General features: G+C 57.1%; 25 protein-coding genes. 17 read left to right on the top strand and 8 right to left on the bottom strand.

Annotated elements, in window-relative coordinates; genetic code table 11:
• Nucleotides 1-496 precede the first annotated feature (496 nt).
• From arnB to arnF, 7 genes are read left to right on the top strand one after another with little or no spacing between them, the layout of a single operon-like run.
• Nucleotides 497-1,639: a UDP-4-amino-4-deoxy-L-arabinose aminotransferase gene (arnB, locus tag DXX3274_RS22050; protein WP_038663965.1), complete on the top strand. Its 1,143-nt coding sequence runs from the start codon at nt 497-499 to the stop codon at nt 1,637-1,639.
• Nucleotides 1,639-2,622 (top strand): undecaprenyl-phosphate 4-deoxy-4-formamido-L-arabinose transferase, encoded by a 984-nt coding sequence (gene arnC / locus DXX3274_RS22045; protein ID WP_042861743.1) that lies wholly within the window; start codon nt 1,639-1,641, stop codon nt 2,620-2,622. The genes arnB and arnC overlap by 1 nt, the downstream gene beginning before the upstream one ends.
• Complete coding sequence (gene arnA / locus DXX3274_RS22040; RefSeq protein WP_042861742.1) at nt 2,619-4,610, top strand: bifunctional UDP-4-amino-4-deoxy-L-arabinose formyltransferase/UDP-glucuronic acid oxidase ArnA; 1,992 nt, start codon at nt 2,619-2,621, stop codon at nt 4,608-4,610. The genes arnC and arnA overlap by 4 nt, the downstream gene beginning before the upstream one ends.
• A complete protein-coding gene (gene arnD / locus DXX3274_RS22035; RefSeq protein WP_042861741.1) occupies nt 4,607-5,506 on the top strand; it encodes a 4-deoxy-4-formamido-L-arabinose-phosphoundecaprenol deformylase in 900 nt (299 codons plus the stop codon). The genes arnA and arnD overlap by 4 nt, the downstream gene beginning before the upstream one ends.
• Nucleotides 5,506-7,164: a lipid IV(A) 4-amino-4-deoxy-L-arabinosyltransferase gene (arnT, locus tag DXX3274_RS22030; RefSeq protein WP_042861740.1), complete on the top strand. Its 1,659-nt coding sequence runs from the start codon at nt 5,506-5,508 to the stop codon at nt 7,162-7,164. Before arnD ends, arnT begins: the two co-directional genes overlap by 1 nt.
• Nucleotides 7,161-7,502: a 4-amino-4-deoxy-L-arabinose-phosphoundecaprenol flippase subunit ArnE gene (arnE, locus tag DXX3274_RS22025; RefSeq protein WP_038663951.1), complete on the top strand. Its 342-nt coding sequence runs from the start codon at nt 7,161-7,163 to the stop codon at nt 7,500-7,502. Before arnT ends, arnE begins: the two co-directional genes overlap by 4 nt.
• Complete coding sequence (arnF, locus tag DXX3274_RS22020) at nt 7,499-7,897, top strand: 4-amino-4-deoxy-L-arabinose-phosphoundecaprenol flippase subunit ArnF (protein WP_038663947.1); 399 nt, start codon at nt 7,499-7,501, stop codon at nt 7,895-7,897. The genes arnE and arnF overlap by 4 nt, the downstream gene beginning before the upstream one ends.
• Nucleotides 7,898-7,939: 42 nt before the next feature.
• On the opposite strand, the gene DXX3274_RS22015 is transcribed toward arnF, so the two are convergent.
• Entirely contained in the window at nt 7,940-8,890 is a 951-nt protein-coding gene (locus tag DXX3274_RS22015; RefSeq protein WP_042862283.1) for a LysR family transcriptional regulator, read from the bottom strand.
• Nucleotides 8,891-8,971: 81 nt separating this feature from the next.
• On the opposite strand from DXX3274_RS22015, the gene DXX3274_RS22010 reads away from it, so the two are divergent.
• Nucleotides 8,972-9,451, top strand: coding sequence for a GNAT family N-acetyltransferase (locus tag DXX3274_RS22010; protein ID WP_042861738.1), 480 nt, complete (start codon nt 8,972-8,974; stop codon nt 9,449-9,451).
• Between the two features lie 103 nt (nt 9,452-9,554).
• Here DXX3274_RS22010 and DXX3274_RS22005 read toward each other — a convergent pair whose 3' ends face one another.
• Complete coding sequence (locus DXX3274_RS22005) at nt 9,555-10,166, bottom strand: NAD(P)-dependent oxidoreductase (RefSeq protein ID WP_042861736.1); 612 nt, start codon at nt 10,164-10,166, stop codon at nt 9,555-9,557.
• Nucleotides 10,167-10,307: 141 nt separating this feature from the next.
• On the opposite strand from DXX3274_RS22005, the gene DXX3274_RS22000 reads away from it, so the two are divergent.
• Nucleotides 10,308-10,694, top strand: coding sequence for a helix-turn-helix domain-containing protein (locus DXX3274_RS22000; protein ID WP_042861735.1), 387 nt, complete (start codon nt 10,308-10,310; stop codon nt 10,692-10,694).
• Nucleotides 10,695-10,791: 97 nt separating this feature from the next.
• Here DXX3274_RS22000 and hppD read toward each other — a convergent pair whose 3' ends face one another.
• A complete protein-coding gene (gene hppD, locus DXX3274_RS21995) occupies nt 10,792-11,877 on the bottom strand; it encodes a 4-hydroxyphenylpyruvate dioxygenase (RefSeq protein ID WP_042861734.1) in 1,086 nt (361 codons plus the stop codon).
• 315 nt (nt 11,878-12,192) lie between these two features.
• Between hppD and DXX3274_RS21990 the strand changes: the two genes are divergently transcribed.
• The 4 genes from DXX3274_RS21990 to DXX3274_RS21975 all read left to right on the top strand — a co-directional run bounded on the left by DXX3274_RS21990 (nt 12,193) and on the right by DXX3274_RS21975 (nt 15,823).
• Complete coding sequence (locus DXX3274_RS21990) at nt 12,193-12,966, top strand: MBL fold metallo-hydrolase (protein ID WP_042861733.1); 774 nt, start codon at nt 12,193-12,195, stop codon at nt 12,964-12,966.
• Nucleotides 12,967-13,009: 43 nt separating this feature from the next.
• Nucleotides 13,010-13,966: a GlxA family transcriptional regulator gene (locus DXX3274_RS21985; protein ID WP_084478848.1), complete on the top strand. Its 957-nt coding sequence runs from the start codon at nt 13,010-13,012 to the stop codon at nt 13,964-13,966.
• A 268-nt stretch (nt 13,967-14,234) separates the two neighbouring features.
• Complete coding sequence (locus tag DXX3274_RS21980; protein ID WP_038669098.1) at nt 14,235-14,504, top strand: helix-turn-helix domain-containing protein; 270 nt, start codon at nt 14,235-14,237, stop codon at nt 14,502-14,504.
• Entirely contained in the window at nt 14,504-15,823 is a 1,320-nt protein-coding gene (locus DXX3274_RS21975; protein WP_042861731.1) for a type II toxin-antitoxin system HipA family toxin, read from the top strand. Before DXX3274_RS21980 ends, DXX3274_RS21975 begins: the two co-directional genes overlap by 1 nt.
• A gap of 34 nt (nt 15,824-15,857) precedes the next feature.
• Here the strand turns inward: DXX3274_RS21975 and mnmE are convergent, their stop codons facing one another.
• The 5 genes from mnmE to rpmH all read right to left on the bottom strand — a co-directional run bounded on the left by mnmE (nt 15,858) and on the right by rpmH (nt 19,711).
• Nucleotides 15,858-17,222, bottom strand: coding sequence for a tRNA uridine-5-carboxymethylaminomethyl(34) synthesis GTPase MnmE (mnmE, locus tag DXX3274_RS21970; RefSeq protein ID WP_042861730.1), 1,365 nt, complete (start codon nt 17,220-17,222; stop codon nt 15,858-15,860).
• A 115-nt stretch (nt 17,223-17,337) separates the two neighbouring features.
• Nucleotides 17,338-18,969 (bottom strand): membrane protein insertase YidC, encoded by a 1,632-nt coding sequence (yidC, locus tag DXX3274_RS21965; protein WP_042861728.1) that lies wholly within the window; start codon nt 18,967-18,969, stop codon nt 17,338-17,340.
• A 2-nt stretch (nt 18,970-18,971) separates the two neighbouring features.
• Nucleotides 18,972-19,229 (bottom strand): membrane protein insertion efficiency factor YidD, encoded by a 258-nt coding sequence (gene yidD / locus DXX3274_RS23215; protein ID WP_013320102.1) that lies wholly within the window; start codon nt 19,227-19,229, stop codon nt 18,972-18,974.
• Nucleotides 19,193-19,552 carry a ribonuclease P protein component gene (rnpA, locus tag DXX3274_RS21960; RefSeq protein WP_071604011.1) on the bottom strand — a complete coding sequence of 120 codons (360 nt, stop codon included), beginning with the start codon at nt 19,550-19,552 and terminating at the stop codon, nt 19,193-19,195. Before rnpA ends, yidD begins: the two co-directional genes overlap by 37 nt.
• An 18-nt stretch (nt 19,553-19,570) precedes the next feature.
• Nucleotides 19,571-19,711 (bottom strand): 50S ribosomal protein L34, encoded by a 141-nt coding sequence (gene rpmH, locus DXX3274_RS23210; RefSeq protein WP_004093983.1) that lies wholly within the window; start codon nt 19,709-19,711, stop codon nt 19,571-19,573.
• Between the two features lie 674 nt (nt 19,712-20,385).
• Here rpmH and dnaA point away from each other — a divergent pair.
• From dnaA to gyrB, 4 genes are all read left to right on the top strand, one after another.
• The gene (gene dnaA, locus DXX3274_RS21955) at nt 20,386-21,774 is read left to right on the top strand and encodes a chromosomal replication initiator protein DnaA (protein WP_193747050.1); all 1,389 of its coding nucleotides are present in this window, start codon (nt 20,386-20,388) and stop codon (nt 21,772-21,774) included.
• 4 nt (nt 21,775-21,778) lie between these two features.
• Nucleotides 21,779-22,879, top strand: coding sequence for a DNA polymerase III subunit beta (dnaN, locus tag DXX3274_RS21950; RefSeq protein ID WP_033568156.1), 1,101 nt, complete (start codon nt 21,779-21,781; stop codon nt 22,877-22,879).
• A 179-nt stretch (nt 22,880-23,058) separates the two neighbouring features.
• Nucleotides 23,059-24,144: a DNA replication/repair protein RecF gene (gene recF / locus DXX3274_RS21945; protein ID WP_042861726.1), complete on the top strand. Its 1,086-nt coding sequence runs from the start codon at nt 23,059-23,061 to the stop codon at nt 24,142-24,144.
• 17 nt (nt 24,145-24,161) lie between these two features.
• Nucleotides 24,162-26,573, top strand: coding sequence for a DNA topoisomerase (ATP-hydrolyzing) subunit B (gyrB, locus tag DXX3274_RS21940; RefSeq protein WP_042861724.1), 2,412 nt, complete (start codon nt 24,162-24,164; stop codon nt 26,571-26,573).
• Nucleotides 26,574-26,635: the final 62 nt, after the last annotated feature.

The raw sequence follows: 26,635 nt of genomic DNA, 5'->3' as shown, positions 1-26,635 counted from the left end.
AGCTTGCTACTCTTCTCACGGATTGAACATCAGCTAAAAAGAAGCATCTTAATATTCAACTAAGAAATCTTCGTTATGCTCATCTGCCAAGGTCAGATGAACAACATTATTGATGGTCATATTACTGTCATTAATTGCTTTTCTACTTATCCTTCGCAAGGACTAAGGAGCGGTTTTCCCTGACGTATTTATCCCCAGATCCGATTCCGATGGCGGGACGGCGATGTTACCAGAGTGTATATACCCCAAATAATTCGAGTTGCAGCAAGGCGGCAACCGGGTGAATCTTCAGGAGCTTACATAAGTAAGTGACTGGTGCGAGTGGCAACGCTGCCGGGAGCGGAGTTGAGCGCGGTTTGCCGCGGTCCCGCCGGGCGAGGCCCATTCATGGGCTGCGTAATGAAGCCAACGCACCTGCGACTTGAAGGATGACGGGTATGAAGATTTATCTCGCCACACCAATAATCATCGATTTAACCTGAGAGTGAATTTTTACATGGCTGATTTTCTACCTTTCTCACGCCCCGCGTTAGGTGAGGAAGAACTTGCCGCGGTCGGGCAGGTTCTTCGTTCCGGATGGATTACCACTGGTCCCAAAAATCATGAACTGGAGCAACAGTTTGCCGTACTGACGGGCGCGAAACACGCCATTGCGGTCAGCTCTGCGACCGGCGGGATGCACGTCACCCTGATGGCGCTGGGGATCGGCGCAGGCGATGAAGTGATCACGCCGTCGCTCACCTGGGTTTCCACCCTGAACATGATTGTGCTGCTGGGCGCTGAGCCAGTGATGGTGGATGTGGACCGCGATAACCTGATGGTGACGCCGGAAGCGATTGAAGCGGCCATTACTCCCCGCACCAAAGCCATTATTCCGGTTCACTACGCCGGCGCGCCGGCAGATATCGACGCTATTCGTGACATCGGCCGCCGTCACGGCATTCCGGTGATTGAGGATGCCGCTCACGCCGCTGGCACCTACTACCGCGGTCGTCACGTCGGCGGCGAGGGCACGGCGATTTTCTCCTTCCACGCCATCAAAAACATGACCTGTGCTGAAGGCGGTCTGGTGGTGACGGACGACGACGAGCTGGCCAACCGCATTCGCAGTTTGAAATTCCACGGTCTGGCGGTAGACGCGTTCGATCGCATGGTGCAGGGGCGCGCGCCGCAGGCGGAAGTGGTTTCGCCGGGCTTCAAGTACAACCTGCCGGATATCAGCGCCGCCATTGCGCTGGTGCAACTGGAAAAGCTGGCCGCCAATAATGCGCGCCGCGAAGCGCTGGCGCAGCGTTATCTGCAAAAACTGGCTGCTTTGCCGTTCCAGCCGCTGACGCTGCCGTCATGGCCGCACCAGCACGCCTGGCACCTGTTTATCATCCGGGTGGATGAAGCGCGTTGCGGCATCGATCGCGACGGGCTGATGCAGGCGTTAAAAGAACGCAACATCGGCACCGGTCTGCATTTCCGCGCCGCCCATACCCAGAAATACTATCGTGAACGTTTCACCAACCTGCACCTGCCGAACACCGACTGGAACTCGGCCCGAATCTGTTCTCTGCCGCTGTTCCCGGATATGCGCGACGAGGATGTGGACAGGGTGGTGGATGCGTTAACTGAACTGGCGGGGAAACGCTGATGTCAGACATGGAAGCAATCAATAAAGTCTCGGTGGTGATTCCGGTTTTCAACGAGCAGGAGAGCCTGCCGGAATTGATTCGTCGCACCACCGCCGCCTGTGATCAAATGAACCGTGATTATGAAATTCTGCTGGTGGACGACGGCAGCAGCGACGACTCGGCCGCGTTGCTGACCGAGGCGGCGCAGGCGCCGGGCAGCCATGTGGTAGCGGTGATTCTCAACCGCAACTACGGGCAGCATTCGGCGATCATGGCCGGGTTCAGTCATGTGTCCGGCGATCTTGTCATCACGTTGGATGCCGACTTGCAAAACCCGCCGGAAGAAATTTCCCGGCTGGTGGACACGGCGGATCAGGGGTATGACGTAGTGGGCACCATCCGCGAAAATCGTCAGGACAGCCTGTTTCGTAAAACCGCGTCGCGCATGATCAACCACCTGATTCAGCGCACCACTGGCAAGGCCATGAACGATTACGGCTGTATGCTGCGCGCCTATCGCCGCCATATCATCGACGCCATGTTGCATTGCCATGAGCGCAGCACCTTTATCCCGATCCTCGCCAATACGTTTGCCCGCCGCACCACCGAAATTATGGTGCGCCACTCCGAGCGCGAGTTTGGCGATTCCAAATACAGCTTCATGAAGCTTATTAACCTGATGTATGACCTGGTGACCTGCCTGACCACTACGCCGCTGCGTTTGCTGAGCGTGGTGGGCAGCGTGATTGCGCTCTCCGGTTTCACGCTGGCGCTGTTGCTGATCCTGCTGCGTCTGTTTTTCGGCGCGGCCTGGGCGGCGGACGGGGTGTTTACGCTGTTCGCCGTGTTGTTCTCTTTTATCGGCGCCCAGTTCGTCGGTATGGGGCTATTGGGGGAATATATCGGACGAATCTACAACGATGTCCGCGCCCGTCCCCGTTATTTTATTCAACGTATTGTTGGCAATGATCCACGATTTTCTGAACAGGACAATGAAGAATGAAAGCTGTTGTTTTTGCCTATCATGATTTCGGTTGCGTGGGACTCCGCGCGTTGGTGGCAGCTGGTTATACCGTGGAAGCGGTGTTTACCCACGCGGATAACCCGGCGGAAAATCAGTTCTTTGGATCGGTAGCCCGCACTGCAGCGGAGCTGGGCATCCCGGTATTCGCGCCGGAAGACGTTAACCACCCGCTGTGGGTGGAACGCATCGCCGCCATGTCGCCGGACGTCATTTTTTCCTTCTACTACCGTCACCTGCTGAGCGACGCCATTTTGCAGAGCGCGGCGCACGGCGCCTACAACCTGCACGGTTCGCTGCTGCCGCGCTATCGCGGCCGGGCGCCGCTGAACTGGGCGCTGGTCAACGGCGAAGCCGAAACCGGCGTGACCCTGCACCGTATGGTGGCGCGCGCCGATGCCGGCAATATCGTGGCGCAGCAGCGTGTGGCGATCGACGAGAGCGATACCGCGCTGAGCCTGCACCGCAAGCTGCGTGATGTCGCCGAGCTGTTGCTGAAAGACAACCTGCCCGCCATCGCCGCTGGTAAAGCGAATGATATTCCGCAGGATGAAAGCCAGGCCACTTACGTGGGTCGTCGTACCCCGGAAGACGGGCGTATTGAATGGCAGAAGCCGGCGCGTACCCTGTATAACCTGGTGCGTGCGGTGACCGAACCGTGGCCGGGCGCGTTCAGCTTCGTCGGCACGACGAAGTTCATTATCTGGCAAGCGAAGGTGCGTACTGATTTCGCCGCCGCCAGACCGGGCACCGTGCTGAGCACCTCGCCGCTGGTGGTTGCCTGCGGCGGTGACGCGTTGGAAATCGTCACCGGTCAGGGCGACAACGGTATTTATCTGCAGGGTGCGCAACTGGCCCAGAGCCTGGGTCTGGTGACGGGCGCCATCCTCAACAACACGCCGGTGGTAAACGTCAAACGCCGCACCCGCGTGCTGATCCTCGGGGTGAACGGTTTTATCGGCAACCACCTGACCGAGCGCCTGCTGCAGGAAGACAACTACGAGGTGTTCGGTCTGGACATCAGTTCCGATGCTATCGAACGTTTCCTCGGCAACCCGCGCTTCCACTTCGTGGAAGGGGACATCAGCATTCACTCCGAGTGGATCGAGTACCACATCAAGAAATGCGACGTGGTGCTGCCGCTGGTGGCGATCGCCACCCCGATCGAGTACACCCGTAACCCGCTGCGCGTATTCGAGCTGGATTTCGAAGAAAACCTGAAAACCATCCGCGATTGCGTGAAGTACAAAAAACGCATCATTTTCCCGTCCACCTCCGAGGTGTACGGCATGTGTACCGACCCGGTGTTCGACGAAGACAACTCCAACCTGATCGTCGGGCCGATCAACAAACAGCGCTGGATTTACTCGGTGTCCAAACAGCTGCTGGACCGCGTGATCTGGGCTTACGGCGAAAAAGAAGGGCTGCGTTTCACCCTGTTCCGTCCGTTCAACTGGATGGGGCCGCGTCTGGATAACCTGAACGCCGCGCGCATCGGCAGCTCCCGCGCCATCACCCAGTTGATTTTGAACCTGGTGGAAGGGTCGCCGATCAAGCTGGTTGACGGCGGTCGTCAGAAACGTTGCTTTACCGATATCAAAGACGGTATCGAAGCGCTGTTCCGCATCATCGAGAATAAAGACGGCGTGTGCGACGGCCAGATCATCAACATCGGCAACCCGGACAACGAAGCCAGCATTCGCCAACTGGCGGAACAGCTGCTGGAGAGCTTTGAGAAGCATCCGCTGCGTAATCAGTTCCCGCCGTTCGCCGGTTTCCGCGAAGTGGAAAGCAGCAGCTACTACGGCAAAGGCTATCAGGATGTGGAGCACCGCAAGCCCAGCATCCGCAACGCCAAACGCCTGTTGCACTGGCAGCCGACCATCGAGATGGAAAAAACCGTGGCGGAAACGCTGGACTTCTTCCTCCAGACCGTTGAAACCGGTCGATTCAGTCAGGACAGCGAATGAGAAAAGTAGGGTTACGGATCGACGTTGATACCTGGCGCGGCACGCGGGTGGGGGTGCCCCGCCTGCTGGAGTTGCTGGACGTCTATGGCGTCCGGGCCAGCTTTTTCTTCAGCGTCGGGCCCGACAACATGGGGCGCCATTTGTGGCGCCTGATTCGACCGGTGTTTTTGTGGAAGATGCTGCGCTCGCGCGCAGCATCGCTGTATGGCTGGGACATCCTGCTGGCGGGCACTGCCTGGCCGGGCAGGGTGATCGGCCGCGGTTTGCCGGAGCCGATCCGCGCGGCGTCCCGGCAGCACGAAGTCGGGCTGCACGCCTGGGATCACTTCGCCTGGCAAACCTGGGCCGGGGTGTGGGATCAGGCCAAAATGGAACAGCAGATCCGGCTGGCTTACGAGGCGTTGCAATCGATTACCGGCGAGCCGGTAATGTGCTCGGCGGTGGCCGGCTGGCGCGCGGATCAAACCGCGGTGGAAGCCAAACAGCAGTTTGGCTTTCGCTACAACAGCGACTGCCGCGGCACCGCGCCGTTCCGCCCGCTGCTTAACGACGGCAGCACCGGTACGGTACAGATTCCGGTCACGCTGCCCACCTGGGATGAAGCGGTCGGCCGGGAAACCAGCGCCGCCGACTTCAACCGTTATATTTTGGATAAAATCCATCAGGATCAGGGTACGCCGGTCTATACCATTCATGCCGAAGTGGAAGGCATAGTGATGAGCGATCAGTTCGGCGAACTGCTGGCGCTGGCGGAGCAGGAAGGCATTCGCTTTTGTCCGCTGAGCGAATTGCTGCCGGACGATCCGGATACATTGCCGGTCGGTCGCGTGGTGCGGGGTTCCCTCGCCGGACGCGATGGCTGGTTGGGATGTCAGCAGACCGTGGAGGCGGCCTGATGAAATACGCACGTCAGACAACGCTGTGGCTGGTGTTGTTGCTACTCTACTATTTTATTCCCCTCAATGGCCGACTGTTATGGCAACCGGACGAAACCCGCTACGCGGAAATCAGCCGGGAAATGCTGGCGGGCGGCAACTGGATTGCCCCGCATTTTCTGGGGATTCGCTATTTTGAAAAACCGATCGCCGGCTACTGGGTGAATAACATCGGCCAGTGGCTGCTGGGCGACAATAACGCCGGCGTGCGTGCCGGCGCGGTGTTCTCCATTTTGCTGACGGCGGCGCTGATTTACTGGTTGACGCAGCGGTTGTGGCAACAACGGCGTACTTCGCTGCTGGCGGCGGCCATCTATCTGAGTTGCTTGCTGGTGTACGGTATCGGCACCTATGCGGTGCTCGACCCCATCATCACCCTGTGGCTGGCGGCGGCGATGTGCAGCTTCTGGGGCGCGGCGCAGGCCACCACCCGCAGCAGTAAAATCGGCGGTTATCTGCTGCTGGGCGTGGTGTGCGGCATGGGCTTCATGACCAAGGGCTTTCTGGCGCTGGCGGTGCCGGTAATTGCGGTGCTGCCGTGGGTCACGCTGGAGCGGCGCTGGAAAGAGGTGCTGCTGTACGGCCCGCTGGCGATTGTCAGCGCGGTGGCGGTGTCGCTGCCGTGGGCGCTGGCGATAGCGCGCCAGGAGCCGGACTTCTGGCACTATTTCTTCTGGGTCGAACATATTCAGCGCTTCGCCGACTCCGCGAATGCTCAGCACAAAGCGCCGTTCTGGTACTACCTGCCGGTGTTGATCGCCGGGGTGTTGCCGTGGCTGGCGTTGCTGCCGTCGTCGCTGTTGCAGGGCTGGCGTGAGCGGCGTCAGGAGAGCGGTGCGTTCTACCTGCTGGGCTGGGTGGTGATGCCGTTCCTGTTTTTCAGCATCGCCAAAGGCAAGTTGCCGACTTATATTCTGCCCTGTTTCGCGCCGCTGGCGATCCTGATGGCCAGACGCGCCACTACCTTGCTGAGTCCGCGCTTGCTGACTCTCAACGGCTGGATCAACCTGGTGTTTGGCCTGTTGTGCGCGCTGATCGTGGTGTTGGTGCTGGCGCCGTGGGGACTGTCGCATCGCCCGCTCTATCAGCCGCAGGAAACCGCCAAAGTGGCGCTGGGCGTCGTGGCGTTCCTGTTCTGGGGACTGGTCGGATGGTGGACGTTGCGTCATTCGGCGACTCGCTGGTACTGGGCCGCGGTCTGCCCGCTGGGCATCGCCCTGTTGATTGGCATGGCGATTCCGCAGCGGGTGATGGAGAGCAAGCATCCGCAGTGGTTCCTGCGCACGAGCGAGGTTGAGTCCCGCCTGTCGCAGAGCCGTTACATTCTGGCGAACAGCGTTGGTATGGCCTCCGCGGTTGGCTGGGAACAAAAACGCGGCGATATTCTGATGTACGATAATCAGGGTGAACTGGAGTACGGTTTGTCGTACCCGGACAGCGCCAGTCGCATGGTGCCCGCCAGCGAGTTTGCCGACTGGCTGGCGGCGCATCGCCGTGAAGGCAATGTCTCGCTGGTGCTGATATTCTCTTCGGCGACTGATCCGATCACCGGCGTACCGCCGGCGGATTACACTGACCGGCGAGGGCGAGTCGCTTTATTGTGGTATCGTCAGCAATGACCAATTACCTGCTGATTCTGCTGGTCAGTCTGTTGACCTGCGCCGGTCAGCTTAGCCAGAAACAGGCCGCCAGTTGGCAGAGCGGCGGCCGTTCTCATCGCGCCCATATTCTGTTGTGGATGGGAATAAGCCTGTTGTTGCTTGGGCTGGCGATGGTGCTATGGCTGGCGGTGTTGCAGCGGGTGGCGGTGAGCGTGGCGTATCCGATGCTGAGCCTGAATTTTATTCTGGTGGCGCTGGCGGCGCGTTGGCTGTGGCGGGAGGCCATTAGTCTGCGTCAGTCGGTGGGTATTGTGCTGATTGTTGTCGGTGTAATCTTGATGGGAGGGATCGCGTGAAAGGCTATGGATGGGCGCTGCTGAGTGTGTTGCTGGTCAGCGCAGCACAATTGTCGATGAAATGGGGGATGTCCCAACTGCCCTCGTTGACGGAACCGCTGCCGTTTATGTTCGCCATGCTGGTGTTGCCGGTCGCCGCTGCCGCGGTACTGGTGGGGCTGGCGGCGTATGCTTTCTCAATGCTGAGCTGGTTTAACGCCCTGCGTTTTCTGCCGTTAAGCCGGGCCTACCCACTGCTGAGCCTCAGTTACGTGCTGGTGTGGGGGCTGGCGGTGGCGCTGCCGATTTTTCCCGATACCTTCAGCACCGGCAAACTGCTGGCGATCGCGCTGATTATTGCCGGCGTATGGCTGGTGTGCAGCCGACAGGCCTCGCATCTGGACGAAGAGTCCTGATATTCGCGTTACCCTTCTGGTGGCGCGCACGTTACCTGCAAATTACGCCGACGCGGCTGGCCGGGAAAGCGGCGCCAGTTGCTGAATCTGCGCCGCCAGCCAGCGATCGGCCGCTCGCCGCTGATGACGCTGGTGGTAATAGATTTTGACGCGGTAAGGCGGCACCGGGAACGGTAGCTCATGGAGTGCGCAGTCGGTGAGCGCGGCAAGGTGGCTGGCGGCAAAGCGCGGTAGCGTCATCAGCAGGTTGCTTTGCCCGATAATAGCGGGCGCAGCCAGCAACGACGGCATCCGCAGCGCGATGGTGCGCTGTTTGCCCAGTTTATCCAGCTCGTAGTCGATAGCGCCGCGCATTTCATTCCAGGGCGTAATCACCAGATGACGGGCGTTCAGGTACTCTTCCAGCGATAGCGGCGTCAGATTGTCTCTACACTGGGTTGCCGTGATCGCCACGTAATCATCCTCCATCCAGTCAATGTCATGAATGTCTTCATGCATGTGGTCAGCGAATTCGGTAAAACCGAGGGCGAAATCGACGCGGCCGGCCAGCAGTTCCTCAAAGGCGACTTTCTGATCGCTGTGAATCAACTGAAATTGCAGGTGGGGCGCCCGCGACTGGATCGCGGCGGTTAATGCTGGAAAAACGCAAAACGCCGTATAGTCGGTGACCGAAAAAGTAAAGGATTCATGGCTGCTGGCAGGGTCAAAACCGGGGCGCAGGCTGAATCCCTGTTCCAGCAAACGCAGCCCGTCGCCAATAGTGGCAGCTAGCTTTTGCGCGAAGACCGTCGGCCGCATTTCCTGACCGGAACGGTAAAACAGTTCGTCATTCAGCGTCTTGCGTAGCCGGCTCAGGGCATGGCTTAACGCCGAGTTACTCATGGCAAGCTCAGTGGCGGCGCGGGTGACCGACTGATGCCGGAAGATGGCGTCAAAAACCAGCAACAGATTGAGGTCGAGGCGCCGTAACTGAGGATGCATAATCTTCACCATGAATTGATAATATTGCACTTCATGCATTATAACCTGGCGATTAAGCTGGCAGCCTGACGAATCAATCACCGAGATCTCCTTATGACCTTACATATCCGTTGGGCGGCGCGGCAGGATTCCGCCACCATCCTGAATTTTATTCGTGAACTGGCTGAGTATGAGAAAGCGCTGCACGAGGTGAAGACCAACCAGCAGGAAATCGAGCAAACGCTGTTCGGCGAAGGTTCGTCCACCGAAGCGCTGATTTGCGAATGGAACGGCGAGCCGATCGGGTTTGCGGTGTTCTTCACCAGTTACTCCACCTGGCTGGGACGCAACGGCATTTATCTGGAAGATCTGTACGTGTCGCCGCATTATCGCGGTCAGGGAGCCGGTAAGGCGCTGTTGAAATACATCGCTCGTCTGGCGGTTGAACGCGGTTGCGGAAGGCTGGAGTGGAGCGTGCTGGACTGGAACCAGCCTGCTATCGATTTCTACGACAGTCTGGGCGCCGCGCCGCAAAACGAGTGGATCCGTTACCGGCTGGAAGGCGACAGTCTGCTGCGGGCTGCGCAGGAATAGGCATAACCTGATAAAAAACAGGCTGCGGAAAATCCGCAGCCTGCCGAGGAAAAGGGATAGAGCCTGGACACAGGAAACCAATCCCCGTCACATCGGGTGTGACTCAGTAGCCAACGGTGAAACGCTGGCGAATGTGCTGCGGTTTTTCTACTTCATCCACCAGCGCAATGGCGTAATCCGCAAACGAGATACTGCTGCCTTGCTCATTGGTCAGCAGATCGTCTTGGCCGAGGCGGAATGTGCCGGTACGTTCACCGGGAACGAACATCATGGACGGCGACAGGAAGGTCCAGTCCAGATCGGTGACGGTTTTCAGCAGGTCGAGAAAATCGGCACCCTTGGTGGCTTCTGCCTTGTAAGCCTCCGGGAAGCCCGGCTGATCCACCAGACGCTGGCCCGGCGCGACTAACAGGCTGCCCGCCCCGCCGACCACCAGATAACGTTTCACACCCGCGGCGCGCACGGCATTGATAAGCGTCTGTGGATTACTCTTGGTAAAATAGACCGCACTGATTACCGCATCGTGGCCTGCAAACAGCGCCGTCAATTCAGTCTCATCCAGTGCATCTCCTTTTCTGGCGGTAACGCCGGGCAGCGCGGCGATTTTTTCCGGGTGACGGGCAATCGCGGTTATCTGATGACCACGTGCGGACAACTCTTTGAGAATCTCAGAACCTGCGTTGCCAGACGCGCCGATAAGTGCAATATGAGCCATGTTCCATTCCTTATAGTCTTCATTAAGGGAAAGGTCTAATATGTAGACCATTGTAAGGATTATGCGCAAAGCCCGATCGCCGCGCAAGAAGTCACCCGTTTGTTATCTGGTCACTGCAAGCTGACCATTGTGGAGTGTGCGATGCCGAAAACCGTTGCTGAAAAAGATGTTTTTGTCTTTGAACAGGCTTGTCCGATACGCGATGTGCTGGATCGCATTGGCGATCAGTGGAGCCTGCTGGTGCTGGAAACCCTGAGTGATGGCACGTTGCGTTTTAATGAACTGATGCGCCGTATTGGCGATATTTCCAAGCAAATGCTCTCCAAAACATTGAAATTACTGGAGCAAGATGGATTTGTCCGGCGTACGCTTTATGCCGAGGTGCCGCCGCGGGTGGAATACCAGCTCACCGAGCTTGGGCGCTCTTTTCTGCAGCCGATGGAGACGCTGGTGCAGTGGGCGGATGCACATCACCGTACCATTTGCGATGCGCGCAGAAGCTATGAGCAAAAAATGGGTAACACCTGACGTTAACTCATGATGAGGTGTCAGCCCCGGTAATGCCGTCGGTATTCAATTGGTGGAACGGCCTTGTTATATCCACACAAGGCCGTGCCGATAAGCGCTATGCGGCTCCAGTGGCCTTGATTTCCCCGCGCGCCAGCTGATCGCGCTCCATGGATTCAAACAACGCCTTGAAGTTGCCTTCGCCAAAACCGTCGTCGCCATCCCGTTCGATAAATTCAAAAAACAGCGGGCCGATCAGGGTTTCCGAGAAAATTTGCAGCAGCAGTTTTTTCTGCCCGTTACGGGTATTGCCGTCAATCAGAATGCCGCGCGTCTGTAGGGCGGCGAGATCACGGCCGTGGCCGGGCAGGCGCTCTTCCACCATCTGGTAGTAGGTATCGGACGGCGCGGTCATCAGCGGTAACCCCGCCTGACGTAACCGATCGAGCGTAGTCAGAATATCGTCGGTTTGCATCGCAATATGCTGGATCCCTTCGCCATTAAAGCGGCGCAGGAATTCCTGAATCTGTCCGTTGCTGCCTTCCGCCTCTTCGTTCAGCGGAATACGGATTTTACCATCCGGCGCCATCATGGCTTTGGAGTGCAATCCGGTATATTCGCCAGCAATATCAAAATAACGAATCTGCTGAAAATTAAATATTCGGCTATAGAATTCTGACCAGTAATTCATTCTGCCCTGATAGACATTATTGGTTAGGTGATCAAGGGTATGCAGCCCGAATCCTTTCGGCTTTCTTTCCACACCGGGAATAAACGTAAAATCGATATCGAAAATATCTATGCCCGTGTGATGTGTCTCGATGAAGTAGATTTTTGAACCGCCAATGCCTTCGATCGCCGGCACCATGATTTCCCCCGGACTGACAGTCTGGTCTGCCGGTCTGGCGCCGGACAGGATTGCCTGCTCATAAGCCTGAGCGGCATCCCTGACGTAAAATCCGATGCCGCAGGCGCCTGCGCCGTGTTCCTGCAGAAAAGTTTGCGGAAAAGCGGTAGCGGTATTATTAAGAAGAAAATTGATGTCGTTCTGTCGAAAGAGTGAAATATCGCGGTGGCGATGGTGCGCGACCCGTGTAAATCCTAAAGAAACAAATAACGCCGAGAGTGTTTCCGGAGCGTCGGTAACAAACTCGACAAAAGCGAATCCATTCAGTTCAAGCGGGTTGGTTAATAACTCGTTCATATTATTTCCTTTGTCCTTAAAGGAGATGAATAAAATAAACCGATTACAGATTTACAATAATGAATATAGCGTGATCGATCATTTCAGGATAACAAGTTTTTCTTATTCTAAATTTAATAGATAAATATAAAGTAATTACGTCCATTAATATTTATTGATGGCGATATTGACTGGTCGCCGGCCAGCTGCGGTTTGTTGAAGGACCAATTTGGCCCGAATGTATCGATAAATGACCTTCGGGCCGCTGCCGGGCGTACGATTTTCCGAGCAGAATGACGACTATCCGCAATATGCTTAAGACCGGGGAATACCATCATGAATATTACTCAGATCAGAAACGCCACGCTGAAAATCAGCTTTGCCGGTAAAACTTTTCTCATCGACCCGATGCTGGCCGAAAAAGGCGCTTATCCCGGTTTCGACGGCACGCTGAACAGCCATCTGCGTAACCCGTTGGTGGACCTGCCGCTCTCGCTGGAGAACCTGTTTGCCGGTGTAGATGCGGTGATTGTTACCCACACCCATCTCGATCACTGGGATGATGCGGCTAAAATTCATCTGCCCAAATCATTACCGATATTTGCCCAGCACGAACAAGACCGGGAAACGATCCGGGCCGCCGGGTTTGGCGATGTTCGTCTGCTGACCGAACAGAGCGCATTTGGCGATATCACGTTGATCAAAACACCGGGTCAGCATGGCAGCGACGCGATTATTGACGTGTTACGCGACAGATTGGGCGAGGTGTGCGGCGTGGTGTTCCGTCACCCGCAGGAAAAAACGCTATATCTGGCAGGCGATACGGTCTGGAATGCGGATGTGGCTGAAAACCTGCGTCGCTATGCGCCGGAGGTCATTGTTCTCAATTGCGGCGATGCGCAGGTCGTCGGGTTGGGGTCGATCATCATGAACCAGCAGGATGTGTTGGCTGTGGCGCAACACGCGCCCAGTGCGACCCTGATCGCCAGCCACATGGAAGCGGTTAATCATTCGGCGCTAAGCCGTGCGGCCCTGCGTGACTTTCTACAGCAAAACGGCGTGGCGCCTCAGGTGTTGATCCCGGCGGATGGCGAGTCCTGTATGCTGTAACGGGTATTTGGACCGGGTGATGACGAAGCAGGAGGAACGAGACGTGAGCATGCATATTCCGTCGGTCGCGGTGGTGGCCTGCAATCAGTTCAGCCCGTTTCATTTATCGGTGCCCTGCATGATTTTCGGCGATGTGCTGCCGGGGCAGCCGCTGTTCAGGCTGCGAATTTGCGCCGGTGAAGAGGGCGTGCTGCGTTCCGCACAGGGGTTGCAGGTTGATACCCCGTTCGGGCTGGGCGCGCTGGCGGAGGCCGATATCGTCGTGGTGCCCTATTGGCGTAACCCGCAGGAGAGGCCGAACCCGGCGCTGCTGGCGGCGTTGGCGGCGGCCTATGCGCGCGGCAGCCTGCTGGTCGGACTGTGCCTGGGCACCTATGTGCTGGCGTGGGCTGGGCTGCTTACGCAGTGCAAGGCAGCGACGCACTGGGAATTCGCGCAGGATTTTCAGCAGCGTTTTCCCAATGTCCATCTGGATACTCATGCGTTGTATGTGGAAGACGAGCGGCTGATTACCTCGGCGGGCACGGCCGCCGGGCTGGATTGCTGCCTGCATCTGGTCAGGAAGTACCACGGCAGCGCGATCGCCAACAAAGTCGCCAGAAGAATAGTGATCCCCCCGCATCGGGAAGGCGGACAGGTGCAGTTCATCGAGCGGCCGGTGCCGGTATCCACGCAGGACGCCAGAATCAACGCGCTGCTGGACTACCTGAGAAACCGCCTCGATCAGCCTCATCACCTTGATGAACTGGCGCGTCGGACGTTAATGAGCCGCCGCACGTTCACCCGACAGTTTCACAAGGCCACCGGCATGTCAGTCGGCGAGTGGCTGATGGCGGAGCGCCTGCAACAAAGCCAGACGCTGCTGGAATCCACTACGCTGTCGATCGACGCCATTGCGCAGCAGGTCGGCTTCGGTACCGCCACATCGTTGCGCCAGCACTTCCGCCGTCAGTTTAACGTGACGCCCGGCGAGTGGCGCAAGGCGTTTTTGGGTGGGTGATACGGCATCGGTTTTCGGTAGCCTTCGATTGGTGGCGGGGTTATTTTCCAATATAAAAAATTAAATTTCTTTATAAAACAATTAGGTTATTGTTCTTTGAGGCGGGGAGAGGAAGGATTCATTATGGCATTTACCTCATATTGCCCACATCCTTATTACACGCTATAGCAGGTAGTTGTAAGGTTAACGCCTATAGCGTGTAATAATTGTTTTACCTGCTGAGGCGTGTAATATTTATCCTACCGCCTATAACCGGTAGGATAAAATGATGAAGGTCACCAACAGCAAACAGCTTAGCAGCTATCTGAAAGATGTTCGTATCACGCAGAAGCTTTCACAAGGAAAAGTAGCCAGTAAAGTGGGTATTCGCCAGGACACGGTATCCAGCTTCGAACAACACCCTGATTCCACCAAGCTGGAAACCTTCTTTAAGATTCTGTCGGCATTGAATTTAGAACTTACGATTACTCCCAGAAACGCAAATGCCGCCAATAACGAGGCTTCTGCTGCAACTTCATCCTGGAAGGAAGAGTGGTAATGGCTGCGCTCGATGTTTACATGAACGGCTATCGAGTGGGGACGTTGACCAAAACGGGTAGCGGCGCTCATCATTTTTCCTATGATGAGAACTGGCTTGGGTTGCCGGGGAGTCGCCCCATCTCGCTCTCGATGCCGCTACGCCATCAGCCCTATCAAGGTAATGAAGTTTATAATTTCTTCGACAATTTATTGCCGGATAACCCGGATATCAGAAGACGGATTGTCGCCAGACATAACGCAGATTCTACCCAGCCGTTTGACCTGCTGGCTAAAGTGGGGCAGGACAGTGTCGGGGCGTTGCAATTGGTGCCGCAGGGGACACCTGTTGGCGATATAAAACAGATCGAATACAAAATTTTATCCGAACAACAGCTTGAAAACATACTGGCGGGATACCTGGCCGATGCGCCGCTGGGGATGATTGATGCAGAAGATGATTTTCGTATCTCTATTGCTGGCGCACAGGAAAAGACGGCGCTGCTCTATCTGAGTGATCACTGGTGTTTGCCCTTCAATACCACACCAACTAACCACATCATCAAGCTACCGATTGGTAAAATCGAGAGTCATTCTTACTCAATTGATATGTCTGACAGCGTTGAGAATGAGTATCTGTGCATGCTCATTGCCCTGGCGTTTGGGCTGCCGGTACCGCACTGTTTTATGATTAAAGCCGGCAAGATAAAAGCGCTGGTGGTAGAACGTTTTGATCGCAAATATTCTTCGGATGGCCGTTGGATTATGCGGTTGCCCCAGGAGGATTTTTGCCAGGTATTAAGCGTTCCTTCCGCCAAAAAATACGAAAACCACGGTGGGCCGGGTATTTCCGCCATTATGTCGGTTCTTTTGGGGGCGATTGATCCACAAAGGGATCGTTATCTATTTATGAAGGCTAAGGTGCTGTTTTGGCTATTGGCCGCAACGGATGGTCATGCGAAAAATTTTTCCCTGTTTATTGAATCTGAGGGACGATATCGTCTCACGCCTTTCTATGACATTCTCTCGATGTACCCGGCGATGGGCGGGCGGGGAATTGACCGCAGAGAGGCCAAACTGGCGATGGGGCTGACTGGCTCAAGAGGTAAGAAATACGCTATTGAGCAGATCTTTCCACGGCATTTTTTCCAAACGGCACAGGCCGTTGGGTTTGCCAGAGAATCGATGGAGAGTATTCTGACGGAGTTTGCGCAATCGATGGATGCTGTTGTGGTGAACGTCAGAAATCAGCTGCCTGCGGATTTTCCTGCACCTATCCGAGATGCGATTCTTGAAGGCATGCAGGCCAGGTCGAGTCGATTAATGACCGGGTGGGAATAGGCACCCTATAAGTGCCTCTCTGCGTGTGGAACTGCTACTTCCCAATACAAAAACTGGAAAAAATCCGCCCCAGCAGGTCATCGGAGGTGAATTCGCCGGTGATTTCGCTCAATGCCTGCTGGGCCAGCCGCAGTTCTTCGGCCAGTAGTTCTCCGGCGTAGGCGCCGACCAGTTGTTCATGCCCTTGTTGCAGGTGCTGTGCCGCTTGCTCCAGTGCCTGTAAGTGGCGGCGGCGGGCCAGAAAACCCCCTTCGGTGTTGCTGGTAAACCCCATGCTTTGCTTAAGGTGGTCGCGCAGCAGGCCTACGCCATCGCCGGTGCGGGCGGAAAGGCGGATAAGTGAGTAAGTATTCACATCTTCAATGCCCAATGGTTCGCCGGTGACATCCGCTTTGTTGCGCACCACGGTAATTGGCAACGTTTTCGGCAACCTCGCCATAAACTCCGGCCAGATAGCCGCCGGTTCTACCGCGTCGGTGGTGGTGCCGTCCACCATGAACAACACCCGGTCAGCCTGTTCAATCTCTTGCCAGGCGCGCTCGATGCCGATGCGTTCCACCTCATCGCTGGCGTCGCGCAGGCCGGCGGTGTCGATAATATGCAGTGGCATGCCGTCGATGTGGATATGCTCGCGCAGCACATCGCGGGTGGTGCCGGCGATATCGGTGACGATGGCGGCGTCGCGCCCGGCCAGCGCATTCAGCAGGCTGGATTTACCGGCATTCGGTCGACCAGCGATGACCACTTTCATGCCTTCGCGCAACAGGCTGCCCTGACGCGCTTCGGCGCGTACCGCGCCCAGATCGCCGATCACGTCGTTGAGCATGGCTTCGATTTTGCCGTCGGAGAGGAAGTCGATTTCTTCATCGGGAAAATCAATCGCGGCTTCCACATAGATTCGCAGGTGAGTAAGTGCTTCCACTAATTGGTGGATGCGGGTGGAAAATACGCCCTGCAGCGAGTTGACGGCAGAACGGGCCGCCTGCTCGGAACTGGCGTCGATCAGGTCGGCAATCGCCTCGGCCTGTGCCAGATCCAGCTTATCATTCAGAAATGCCCGTTCGGAGAATTCGCCGGGACGGGCGATGCGCACGTCAGGCAGCGTCAGTACCCGTTTGAGCAGCAGGTCGAGAATCACCGGGCCGCCGTGCCCCTGTAGCTCCAGCACGTCTTCGCCGGTAAAGGAGTTCGGACCGGGAAACCACAGGGCAATCCCCTGATCGAGCACGCTGCCGTCGGCGTCATGGAATGGCAGATAATCGGCGTAGCGCGGTTTGGGTAGCTTGCCCAGCACCGCCTGCGCCACCGCGGCGGCGGTGCGGCCGGAGATGCGCAGAATACCTACGCCGCCGCGTCCCGGCGGGGTGGCTTGGGCAACGATGGTGTCGGTATGGCTCATGGTGTTCTCTCTGCATTCTCGCCTGTTTTCAGGCGGTATTACGGGATCGTTTCGATGTAAAAAATAAGGCGGTCAGTGACCGCCTTATATTGAGATTGATTGGGCAATCAACCGGTTATTTCTTCTCGCGGCTATGCAGGCCGCGTTTTTCCAGCCCGCGATAAATCAGCTGCTGCTGGGCGATGGTCACCAGGTTGCTGACGATATAGTACAGCACCAGGCCCGACGGGAACCACAGGAAGAATACGGTGAAGATCACCGGCATGTAGGTCATGATCTTCTGCTGCATCGGGTCGGTGACGGTGGTCGGCGACATCTTCTGAATGAAGAACATGGTCAGACCCATCAGGATCGGCAGCACGTAGTACGGGTCCTGCGCCGACAGGTCATGAATCCACAGCGCGAACGGCGCGTGACGCAGCTCCACCGAGCCCATCAGCATGTAGTACAACGCCAGGAAGATCGGCATCTGGATCAGCAGCGGGAAGCAGCCGCCCAGCGGATTCACTTTCTCAGCCTTGTACAGCGCCATCATTTCCTGACTCATGCGCTGTTTATCGTCGCCGATACGCTCGCGCATCGCCTGCAGTTTCGGCTGCAGCATGCGCATTTTCGCCATCGAGGTGTACTGCGCCTTGGTCAGCGGATACATGATGCCGCGCACGATAAAGGTGATGGCGATGATCGAGAAGCCCCAGTTGCCGATAAAACCGTGCAGGAACTTCAGCAGCTTGAACAGCGGCTGGGAGATGAACCACAGCCAGCCGTAATCCACGGTCAGGTCCAGATGCGGCGCGACCGTCGCCATCTTATCCTGAATTTCCGGGCCGACCCACAAAGTGGCGTTCAGGTTCTGCTGGCTGCCCGGCTGTACGATAACCGGCGTGGCCTTAAAGCCGATGGCGGCTAAGCCATTGCCCAGGTTGGCGCTGTAGAACGTGTTATTACCTGCGGCCGCCGGTACCCAGGCGGTGGCGAAGTACTGCTGCAGCATGGCGACCCAGCCGCCCTGCGTGGCGATGTTCAGGTTCTCTTTCATATCGCTGAAACTGTATTTGCGATATTTGTCGTCGCTGGAAGAGAACGCCGCGCCGCGGTAGGTGTGAAGGGCGAAGTTATTGCTGCCGGTGTCGCGGTGCGACGGCAAATCAATGGACTGTTTCAACTGGCCGAATAGGGTCAGCTCCAGCGGCTGGGCGCTGGCGTTATTGACGCCGTATTCCACATTCAGCGCGTATTCGCCGCGTTTCAGCACGAAAGTTTTGGTGAAGCTAACGCCGTTGGCGTCGGTGTAGGTCAACGGAATCCGCAGTTCATTCTGGCCGTCGGCCAGTTCAAAGCGATCCGCCGGCGCGGTGTACAGCGGGCGTGAACCGTTGGCCGGGTTGTCCGGGCCATTTTTGCCGGTCAGGCCGCTCTGCGCTTGATAAGTAAAGGCCGGGGTGGTTTCCAGCAGTTTGAACGGCTGGTTGGAACCCAATTCTGCCGGGTAGGCCAGCAAGTCGGCTTCTTCAATGTCGCCGCCGCGAGTGTTGATGTTCAGCGACAACACGTCGGTTTTAACGGTGATCAGTTTACCCGTACCGCTGGCGGGTACGCCCTGGTTGGCTGCATCGCCTACAGCGCCATTCGCCTGTTGCGTGGTCTGGGTCGCCGCGGGTGGATTTTTGTCCGTTTCCCACTGCTGCCAGATCATGAACGTTACGAATAGCAGAGCGATGAGAAGAAGATTGCGTTGCGAATCCATCGTTAGTGTTCTCTGTTATTGTCGGGTTTTGGCGGTACGGGATCATCACCACCAGGGTTCAAAGGGTGGCATTTTAATACGCGTTTAAGCGTCAACCAACTGCCTTTTATCATGCCGAACCGGCGTATTGCTTCAATGCCATATTGGGAGCACGACGGCTGAAAGCGGCAGTGCGGTCCAAGTAGCGGACTGATAAAGCGTTGATACCCGCGTATCAGGCCAATCAGCAGGCGTGAGCCAAACGACAGTGACGGCGCCATAATTTTTCCAACGCTTCCGTTAGCGTACGGTTATCCAGTTCAGACACCCCTTTTTTGGCGATGACGATAAAGTCCATCGCGGGCAGTTCGTGCTGGCGCAAACGAAAACTTTCACGCGTCAGGCGCTTGATGCGGTTGCGTTCGTGAGCCCGTCTGACGTGCTTTTTTGCGACGGTAAGACCAATACGAGGATGCCCCAGCGTATTTGGGCGACCGAGGATGGTGATCTGCGGCGTACCGGCCCGTTGTGGCTGCTGGAAGACGAAAGAGAAATGGCTGGGAGTTAACAGACGTAACTCCCTGGGAAAAGCGAGCGTAACCACTCGAAGGGTTAGCTTTTATTACTTGGAAACAGTCAGACGAGTACGGCCTTTCGCACGACGGCGGGCCAGAACCTGACGACCATTTTTAGTGGCCATACGAGCACGGAAACCGTGGCTACGGTTACGCTTCAATACGGACGGTTGGAAAGTGCGTTTCATGGCGATTTCTACCTAAACTTGATTTAAGACTTCACGGTAAACGCGTTTGGCTACTCGGCGTGAAAAGTGACCGACGCCTCTATCGCATAATAAAGAGGCGGGATTGTAATAATTGTACAGTCCCGAGTCAATTAACATCCGCGTTTTACCCGCCTGAAACTTTCCGGTCGTCCCGGACTTTTCGTCTGCTAAGCACAAAAAATGTCCGCTCAGCACAGAAAACAGGCGCTACGCGCAGGCCGGGAATTATACGGACTCTACGACAAAGCGCAAGGATCCGCCTGCGATCCTGTCGGCGGGATCATGATCCGCATCACCGCTGATCGTCCCGATTACGTTTATGCTTAAGACCTCTTTGGGATCTACAGGCGGGTTGTGGGTAACCGCACGGACGGCCCGTACGGAAAGCCGGAGTTGGCGCATACTATAAGAAGAGCCTGTGGATAAAAAGGATCGAAACTGTGTGGAAAGGGGAGATCTCTGGCGTGGTTTAGGTTATGATCCGCCGTCCCGCTAGCGATCCCAGGATCGGGATCGTCACGGTAAAGCCGCTTTCCGCGCGGCGCACCCCGGCGCAGCCGTATCCATGCGCAGCCGGGTGCCTGAAAAATCATGAGTTACATAACTAACGTCTGTTCCTTTTCTTGATTGACCTTGTTCGAGTGGAGTCCGCCGTGTCACTTTCGCTTTGGCAGCAGTGTCTTGCCCGTTTGCAGGATGAGTTACCTGCCACAGAATTCAGTATGTGGATACGCCCGTTACAGGCGGAACTGAGTGACAACACTCTGGCGCTTTACGCCCCTAATCGCTTTGTGCTGGATTGGGTGCGCGATAAATACATAAATAATATCAATGGACTGTTGAATGATTTCTGCGGCATGGATGCGCCGTTACTGCGTTTTGAAGTCGGCAGCAAGCCGATGACGCCTGTTGTCGTTCCAGCCGGCCACCACAGCGCCGCCGTACCTGCGCCTCAGGCGCGCGCCGCTTCGCCGGTGCGCCCGAGCTGGGAAACCCCGGCGGCGCCGGCCGAGCATACCTACCGCTCCAACGTGAACCCCAAGCACACTTTTGACAATTTCGTGGAAGGTAAATCCAACCAGCTGGCCCGCGCGGCGGCGCGTCAGGTGGCGGACAACCCCGGCGGCGCTTACAACCCGCTGTTTCTGTACGGCGGCACCGGCCTGGGTAAAACCCACCTGCTGCACGCGGTGGGCAATGGCATTATGGCCCGCAAGCCGAATGCCAAGGTGGTGTACATGCATTCCGAGCGTTTTGTGCAGGATATGGTTAAGGCGCTGCAGAATAACGCTATCGAAGAATTCAAACGCTATTACCGCTCCGTGGACGCGCTGCTGATCGATGACATCCAGTTTTTTGCCAATAAAGAGCGTTCGCAGGAAGAGTTTTTCCACACTTTCAACGCATTGTTGGAAGGCAATCAACAGATCATCCTGACGTCGGATCGTTACCCTAAAGAGATAAACGGGGTGGAAGATCGTCTCAAGTCCCGCTTCGGCTGGGGGCTGACCGTCGCGATCGAACCGCCGGAGCTGGAAACCCGCGTGGCGATCCTGATGAAGAAGGCGGATGAAAACGATATTCGCCTGCCGGGCGAAGTCGCGTTTTTCATCGCCAAGCGCCTGCGCTCCAACGTGCGTGAGCTGGAAGGCGCGCTGAACCGTGTGATCGCCAACGCCAACTTTACCGGCCGGTCGATCACCATCGATTTTGTGCGCGAAGCGCTGCGCGATTTACTGGCGTTGCAGGAAAAGCTGGTCACCATCGACAATATTCAAAAGACGGTGGCGGAGTACTATAAGATTAAAGTGGCCGACCTGTTGTCCAAACGGCGTTCACGTTCGGTGGCCCGTCCGCGCCAGATGGCGATGGCGCTGGCCAAAGAGCTGACCAACCACAGCCTGCCGGAGATCGGCGACGCGTTCGGTGGCCGTGACCATACCACCGTGCTGCATGCCTGTCGCAAGATCGAGCAGTTGCGCGAAGAAAGTCACGACATCAAAGAAGATTTTTCCAATTTAATCCGAACCTTATCGTCATAACATCATGAAATTTATCGTTGAGCGTGAGCATCTGTTAAAACCGTTGCAACAGGTCAGCAGCCCGCTGGGCGGGCGACCGACGTTGCCGATTCTGGGCAACCTGTTGTTGCAGGTCAGCGAAGGCCGGTTATCGCTAACCGGTACCGATCTGGAAATGGAGATGGTGGCGCATCTGGCGCTGACGCAGCCCCATGAACCGGGCGCGACTACCGTTCCGGCCCGCAAGCTGTTCGATATTTGCCGTGGTCTGCCGGACGGCGCGGAGATTTCCGTCACTCTGGAAGGGGATCGGATGCTGGTGCGCTCCGGGCGTAGCCGTTTCTCTCTGTCCACGCTGCCGGCGGCGGACTTCCCCAATCTGGACGACTGGCAGAGCGAGGTGGAATTCACCTTGCCGCAGGCGACGCTGAAACGCCTGATCGAAGCCACCCAGTTCTCGATGGCGCATCAGGATGTGCGTTACTACCTGAACGGCATGCTGTTTGAAACCGGCGGCGAAGAACTGCGCACCGTGGCGACCGATGGTCACCGTCTGGCGGTGTGCGCTATGCCGGTCGGGCAGTCGCTGCCGTCGCATTCGGTGATCGTGCCGCGTAAAGGGGTGATGGAACTGGTGCGTCTGCTGGATGGCGGCGATACGCCGCTGCAGTTGCAGATCGGCAGTAATAATATCCGCGCCCATGTCGGCGATTTTATCTTTACCTCCAAGCTGGTGGATGGCCGCTTCCCGGATTACCGCCGCGTGCTGCCGAAAAACCCGGACAAGACGCTGGAAGCGAGCTGCGACTTGCTGCGTCAGGCGTTCTCCCGTGCGGCGATCCTGTCGAACGAGAAATTCCGCGGCGTGCGGCTGTACCTGAACCAGAACCAGTTGCGAATCACCGCCAATAATCCGGAACAGGAAGAGGCGGAAGAGATTCTGGATGTGGAATACGGCGGCACGGAGATGGAAATCGGCTTTAACGTCAGCTATGTGCTGGATGTGCTCAACGCGCTGAAATGCGAAGACGTGCGTCTGCTGCTGACCGATTCGGTGTCCAGCGTCCAGATCGAGGATGCGGCCAGTCAGGCGGCGGCCTATGTGGTCATGCCGATGCGTCTGTAATCCCGCGCGGCGGGCGTCCGCTTTTGCCCGTTTTCACACGCCGCGCCATCAGGTGCGGCGTGTTGTTATCGAGATATTGTTATCGAGATATTGTTATCGAGATATTGTTATCGGGAGTGGCGGCGTGAGCGTGCGAAAACGTCCTGAATGGGCAAGAAATCAAGCAGAATGGTTGTAACATGGCGCTGACCCGTCTTCTTATCCGCGATTTCCGTAATATCGAATCGGCCGATCTGGCGCTGATTCCCGGCTTCAATTTTCTGGTGGGCGCCAACGGCAGCGGCAAGACCAGCGTGCTGGAAGCCATCTACACGCTGGGGCACGGGCGGGCGTTTCGCAGTATTCAGGCCGCCAGGGTGATTCGCCACGAGCAGGTCGAATTTATTCTGCACGGCCGTATTGAGGGGCAGGAGCGCGAGCGTTCCGTGGGCTTGAGCAAAAACCGCGACGGCGACAGCACGGTGCGTATCGACGGCAGCGACGGCCACAAAGTGGCGGAGCTGGCGCAATTGCTGCCTATCCAACTGATCACCCCGGAAGGCTTTACCCTGCTTAACGGCGGCCCTAAATACCGTCGCGCCTTTCTGGACTGGGGCTGTTTTCACAACGAACCCGGTTTTTTCAGCGCCTGGAGCAACCTCAAGCGGCTGTTGCGCCAGCGTAACGCGGCGTTGCGTCAGGTCAGTCATTACGGGCAGCTACGCGCCTGGGATCGGGAGCTGGTGCCGTTAGCCGAGGGCATCAGCCAGTGGCGCGCCGACTACAGCGCCGCCATCGCGGCGGATATCGGTTCCACCTGCGCCCAGTTTTTACCGGAGTTTTCCCTGAGTTTTTCCTTCCAGCGCGGCTGGGACAAAGAGAGCGACTACGCTGAACTGCTGGAGCGCCATTTCGAGCGCGACAGGCAGTTGGGCTATACCGCGCTGGGGCCGCACAAGGCCGATTTTCGCATCCGTGCCGGCGGCGTGGCGGTCGAGGACATGTTGTCCCGCGGCCAGCTCAAGTTGCTGATGTGCGCGCTCAGGCTGGCGCAGGGGGAGTTCCTTACCCGGCAAAACGGCCTGAAGTGCCTGTACCTGATCGACGACTTCGCCTCCGAACTGGACAGCACCCGCCGCCGCCTGCTGGCCGAGCGGCTGAAGGCGACGCAGGCTCAGGTGTTCGTCAGCGCCATTACCGCTGAGCAGATTAGCGACATGGTGGGCGAAAATGGCAAGATGTTCCGCGTGGAACAGGGTAAAATAACCGTTCAATCACAGGACTAAATGAGCGAGAAACGTTGATGTCGAATTCTTATGACTCCTCAAGTATCAAGGTATTAAAAGGGCTGGATGCGGTCCGTAAACGCCCGGGGATGTATATCGGTGATACGGATGACGGAACCGGTCTGCACCACATGGTATTCGAGGTGGTGGACAACGCTATCGACGAAGCGCTCGCTGGCTACTGTAAAGATATTGTCGTCACCATTCATGCCGACAACTCGGTGTCGGTGCAGGACGACGGCCGTGGTATCCCTACCGGCATCCACGAAGAAGAGGGCGTGTCCGCCGCCGAAGTCATCATGACCGTGCTGCACGCGGGCGGTAAGTTTGACGATAACTCCTACAAGGTGTCCGGCGGTCTGCACGGGGTGGGGGTATCGGTGGTGAACGCCCTGTCCGAGAAGCTGGAACTGGTTATCCGCCGCGAAGGCAAGGTACATCGTCAGGAATACCGCCACGGCGAACCACAGGCGCCGCTGGGCGTGACGGGCGACGCCGACACCACCGGCACCACGGTGCGTTTCTGGCCGAGTCTGGAAACCTTCACCAACGTGGTCGAGTTTGAATATGACATTCTGGCCAAGCGTCTGCGCGAGCTGTCGTTCCTCAACTCCGGCGTGTCCATCCGCCTGCGCGACGAACGCGAAGAGAACAAGGCCGATCATTTCCACTACGAAGGCGGCATCAAAGCCTTCGTTGAGTACCTGAACCGCAACAAGACGCCGATCCACCCGCAGGTGTTCTATTTCAGCGCCGAAAAAGACGACATCGGCGTGGAAATCGCCATGCAGTGGAACGATGGTTTCCAGGAAAACATCTACTGCTTTACCAACAATATTCCGCAGCGTGACGGCGGTACTCATCTGGCCGGTTTCCGCGCCGCCATGACCCGCACGCTCAACAACTACATGGACAAGGAAGGCTACAGCAAGAAAGCCAAAGTCAGCGCCACCGGCGACGACGCGCGCGAAGGGCTGATTGCCGTGGTGTCCGTGAAAGTGCCGGACCCGAAATTCTCGTCCCAGACCAAAGACAAGCTGGTGTCGTCGGAAGTGAAATCGGCGGTGGAATCGCTGATGAACGACCGTCTGGTGGACTACCTGATGGAAAACCCCAACGACGCCAAAATCGTGGTCGGCAAGATCATCGACGCTGCCCGCGCCCGTGAAGCCGCGCGCAAGGCGCGTGAGATGACCCGCCGCAAAGGCGCGCTGGACTTGGCCGGCCTGCCGGGCAAACTGGCGGACTGTCAGGAGCGTGACCCGGCGCTGTCCGAACTCTACCTGGTGGAAGGGGACTCCGCGGGCGGCTCCGCCAAACAGGGCCGTAACCGTAAGAATCAGGCCATTCTGCCGCTGAAAGGCAAGATCCTGAACGTGGAGAAAGCGCGTTTCGACAAGATGCTGTCTTCGCAGGAAGTGGCGACGCTGATCACCGCGCTTGGCTGCGGTATCGGCCGCGACGAGTACAACCCGGACAAACTGCGTTACCACAACATCATCATCATGACCGATGCGGACGTCGACGGCTCTCACATTCGTACCCTGCTGCTGACCTTCTTCTACCGCCAGATGCCGGAAATCGTCGAGCGCGGTCATGTGTTCATCGCACAACCGCCGTTGTACAAGGTGAAGAAAGGCAAGCAGGAGCAGTACATCAAAGACGACGAGGCGATGGACCAGTACCAGATCATGCTGGCGCTGGACGGCGCCACGCTGCACACCAACGCTCACGCACCGGCGCTGGCGGGCGAGCCGCTGGAGAAACTGGTGGCGGATCACTACGGCGTGCAGAAGCTGATCGACCGTATGGAGCGCCGCTATCCGCGCGCACTGCTTAATGCGCTGGTCTATCAGCCGGCTCTGACGGAAGCGATGCTGAACGATCAGGCGCAGGCTCAGCAGTGGATTGACTCGCTGATTCACTATCTCAACGAGAAAGAGCAGCACGGCAGCACTTATAGCTTCCTGCTGCGTCAGTCGAACGAGCGTCATGAACCGGTGCTGAGGGTGCGTACCCACGGCGTGGATTCGGATTATGCGCTGGATCTGGCGTTTGTGCAGGGCAATGAGTACCGCAAAATCAATCAGCTGGGCGAAAAATTGCGCGGGTTGATTGAAGATGGCGCCTACGTGGAACGCGGCGAGCGCAAACAGCCGGTCGCCAGCTTCGAGCAGGCACTGGACTGGCTGGTGAAAGAGTCACGCCGCGGTCTGGCAATTCAGCGCTATAAAGGTCTGGGCGAGATGAACCCGGAACAGCTGTGGGAAACTACGATGGACCCGGAAAGCCGCCGTATGCTGCGTGTGACGGTGAAAGACGCCATCGCTGCCGACGAGCTGTTCACCACCCTGATGGGCGACGCCGTTGAACCGCGCCGCGCCTTTATCGAAGAAAACGCCCTGAAAGCGGCGAATATTGATATCTGATCGGCGATCTTCCGCCTGATTGACCCACAGAAACCCGCGTCTGACGCGGGTTTCTGTTTTTT

The sequence above is a fragment of the Dickeya sp. NCPPB 3274 genome (assembly GCF_000406205.1).
GTDB lineage: Bacteria > Pseudomonadota > Gammaproteobacteria > Enterobacterales > Enterobacteriaceae > Dickeya > Dickeya fangzhongdai.
This window is presented reverse-complemented; position numbering and strand designations above follow the sequence as displayed.

Bases quoted from the DNA above. Each gene is read 5' to 3' on its own strand.
- arnC (WP_042861743.1), top strand. From the start codon at position 1,639: ATGTCAGACATGGAAGCAATCAATAAAGTCTCGGTGGTGATTCCGGTT.
- yidD (WP_013320102.1), bottom strand. From the start codon at position 19,229: ATGGCGCCGTCACTGTCGTTTGGCTCACGCCTGCTGATTGGCCTGATA.
- rpmH (WP_004093983.1), bottom strand. From the start codon at position 19,711: ATGAAACGCACTTTCCAACCGTCCGTATTGAAGCGTAACCGTAGCCAC.
- recF (WP_042861726.1), top strand. From the start codon at position 23,059: ATGGCGCTGACCCGTCTTCTTATCCGCGATTTCCGTAATATCGAATCG.
- arnA (WP_042861742.1), top strand. From the start codon at position 2,619: ATGAAAGCTGTTGTTTTTGCCTATCATGATTTCGGTTGCGTGGGACTC.
- DXX3274_RS21980 (WP_038669098.1), top strand. From the start codon at position 14,235: ATGAAGGTCACCAACAGCAAACAGCTTAGCAGCTATCTGAAAGATGTT.
- arnD (WP_042861741.1), top strand. From the start codon at position 4,607: ATGAGAAAAGTAGGGTTACGGATCGACGTTGATACCTGGCGCGGCACG.
- arnB (WP_038663965.1), top strand. From the start codon at position 497: ATGGCTGATTTTCTACCTTTCTCACGCCCCGCGTTAGGTGAGGAAGAA.
- dnaN (WP_033568156.1), top strand. From the start codon at position 21,779: ATGAAATTTATCGTTGAGCGTGAGCATCTGTTAAAACCGTTGCAACAG.
- yidC (WP_042861728.1), bottom strand. From the start codon at position 18,969: ATGGATTCGCAACGCAATCTTCTTCTCATCGCTCTGCTATTCGTAACG.
- mnmE (WP_042861730.1), bottom strand. From the start codon at position 17,222: ATGAGCCATACCGACACCATCGTTGCCCAAGCCACCCCGCCGGGACGC.
- arnE (WP_038663951.1), top strand. From the start codon at position 7,161: ATGACCAATTACCTGCTGATTCTGCTGGTCAGTCTGTTGACCTGCGCC.
- DXX3274_RS22000 (WP_042861735.1), top strand. From the start codon at position 10,308: ATGCCGAAAACCGTTGCTGAAAAAGATGTTTTTGTCTTTGAACAGGCT.
- DXX3274_RS21990 (WP_042861733.1), top strand. From the start codon at position 12,193: ATGAATATTACTCAGATCAGAAACGCCACGCTGAAAATCAGCTTTGCC.
- DXX3274_RS22010 (WP_042861738.1), top strand. From the start codon at position 8,972: ATGACCTTACATATCCGTTGGGCGGCGCGGCAGGATTCCGCCACCATC.
- DXX3274_RS22015 (WP_042862283.1), bottom strand. From the start codon at position 8,890: ATGGTGAAGATTATGCATCCTCAGTTACGGCGCCTCGACCTCAATCTG.
- DXX3274_RS21975 (WP_042861731.1), top strand. From the start codon at position 14,504: ATGGCTGCGCTCGATGTTTACATGAACGGCTATCGAGTGGGGACGTTG.
- hppD (WP_042861734.1), bottom strand. From the start codon at position 11,877: ATGAACGAGTTATTAACCAACCCGCTTGAACTGAATGGATTCGCTTTT.
- gyrB (WP_042861724.1), top strand. From the start codon at position 24,162: ATGTCGAATTCTTATGACTCCTCAAGTATCAAGGTATTAAAAGGGCTG.
- arnT (WP_042861740.1), top strand. From the start codon at position 5,506: ATGAAATACGCACGTCAGACAACGCTGTGGCTGGTGTTGTTGCTACTC.
- DXX3274_RS22005 (WP_042861736.1), bottom strand. From the start codon at position 10,166: ATGGCTCATATTGCACTTATCGGCGCGTCTGGCAACGCAGGTTCTGAG.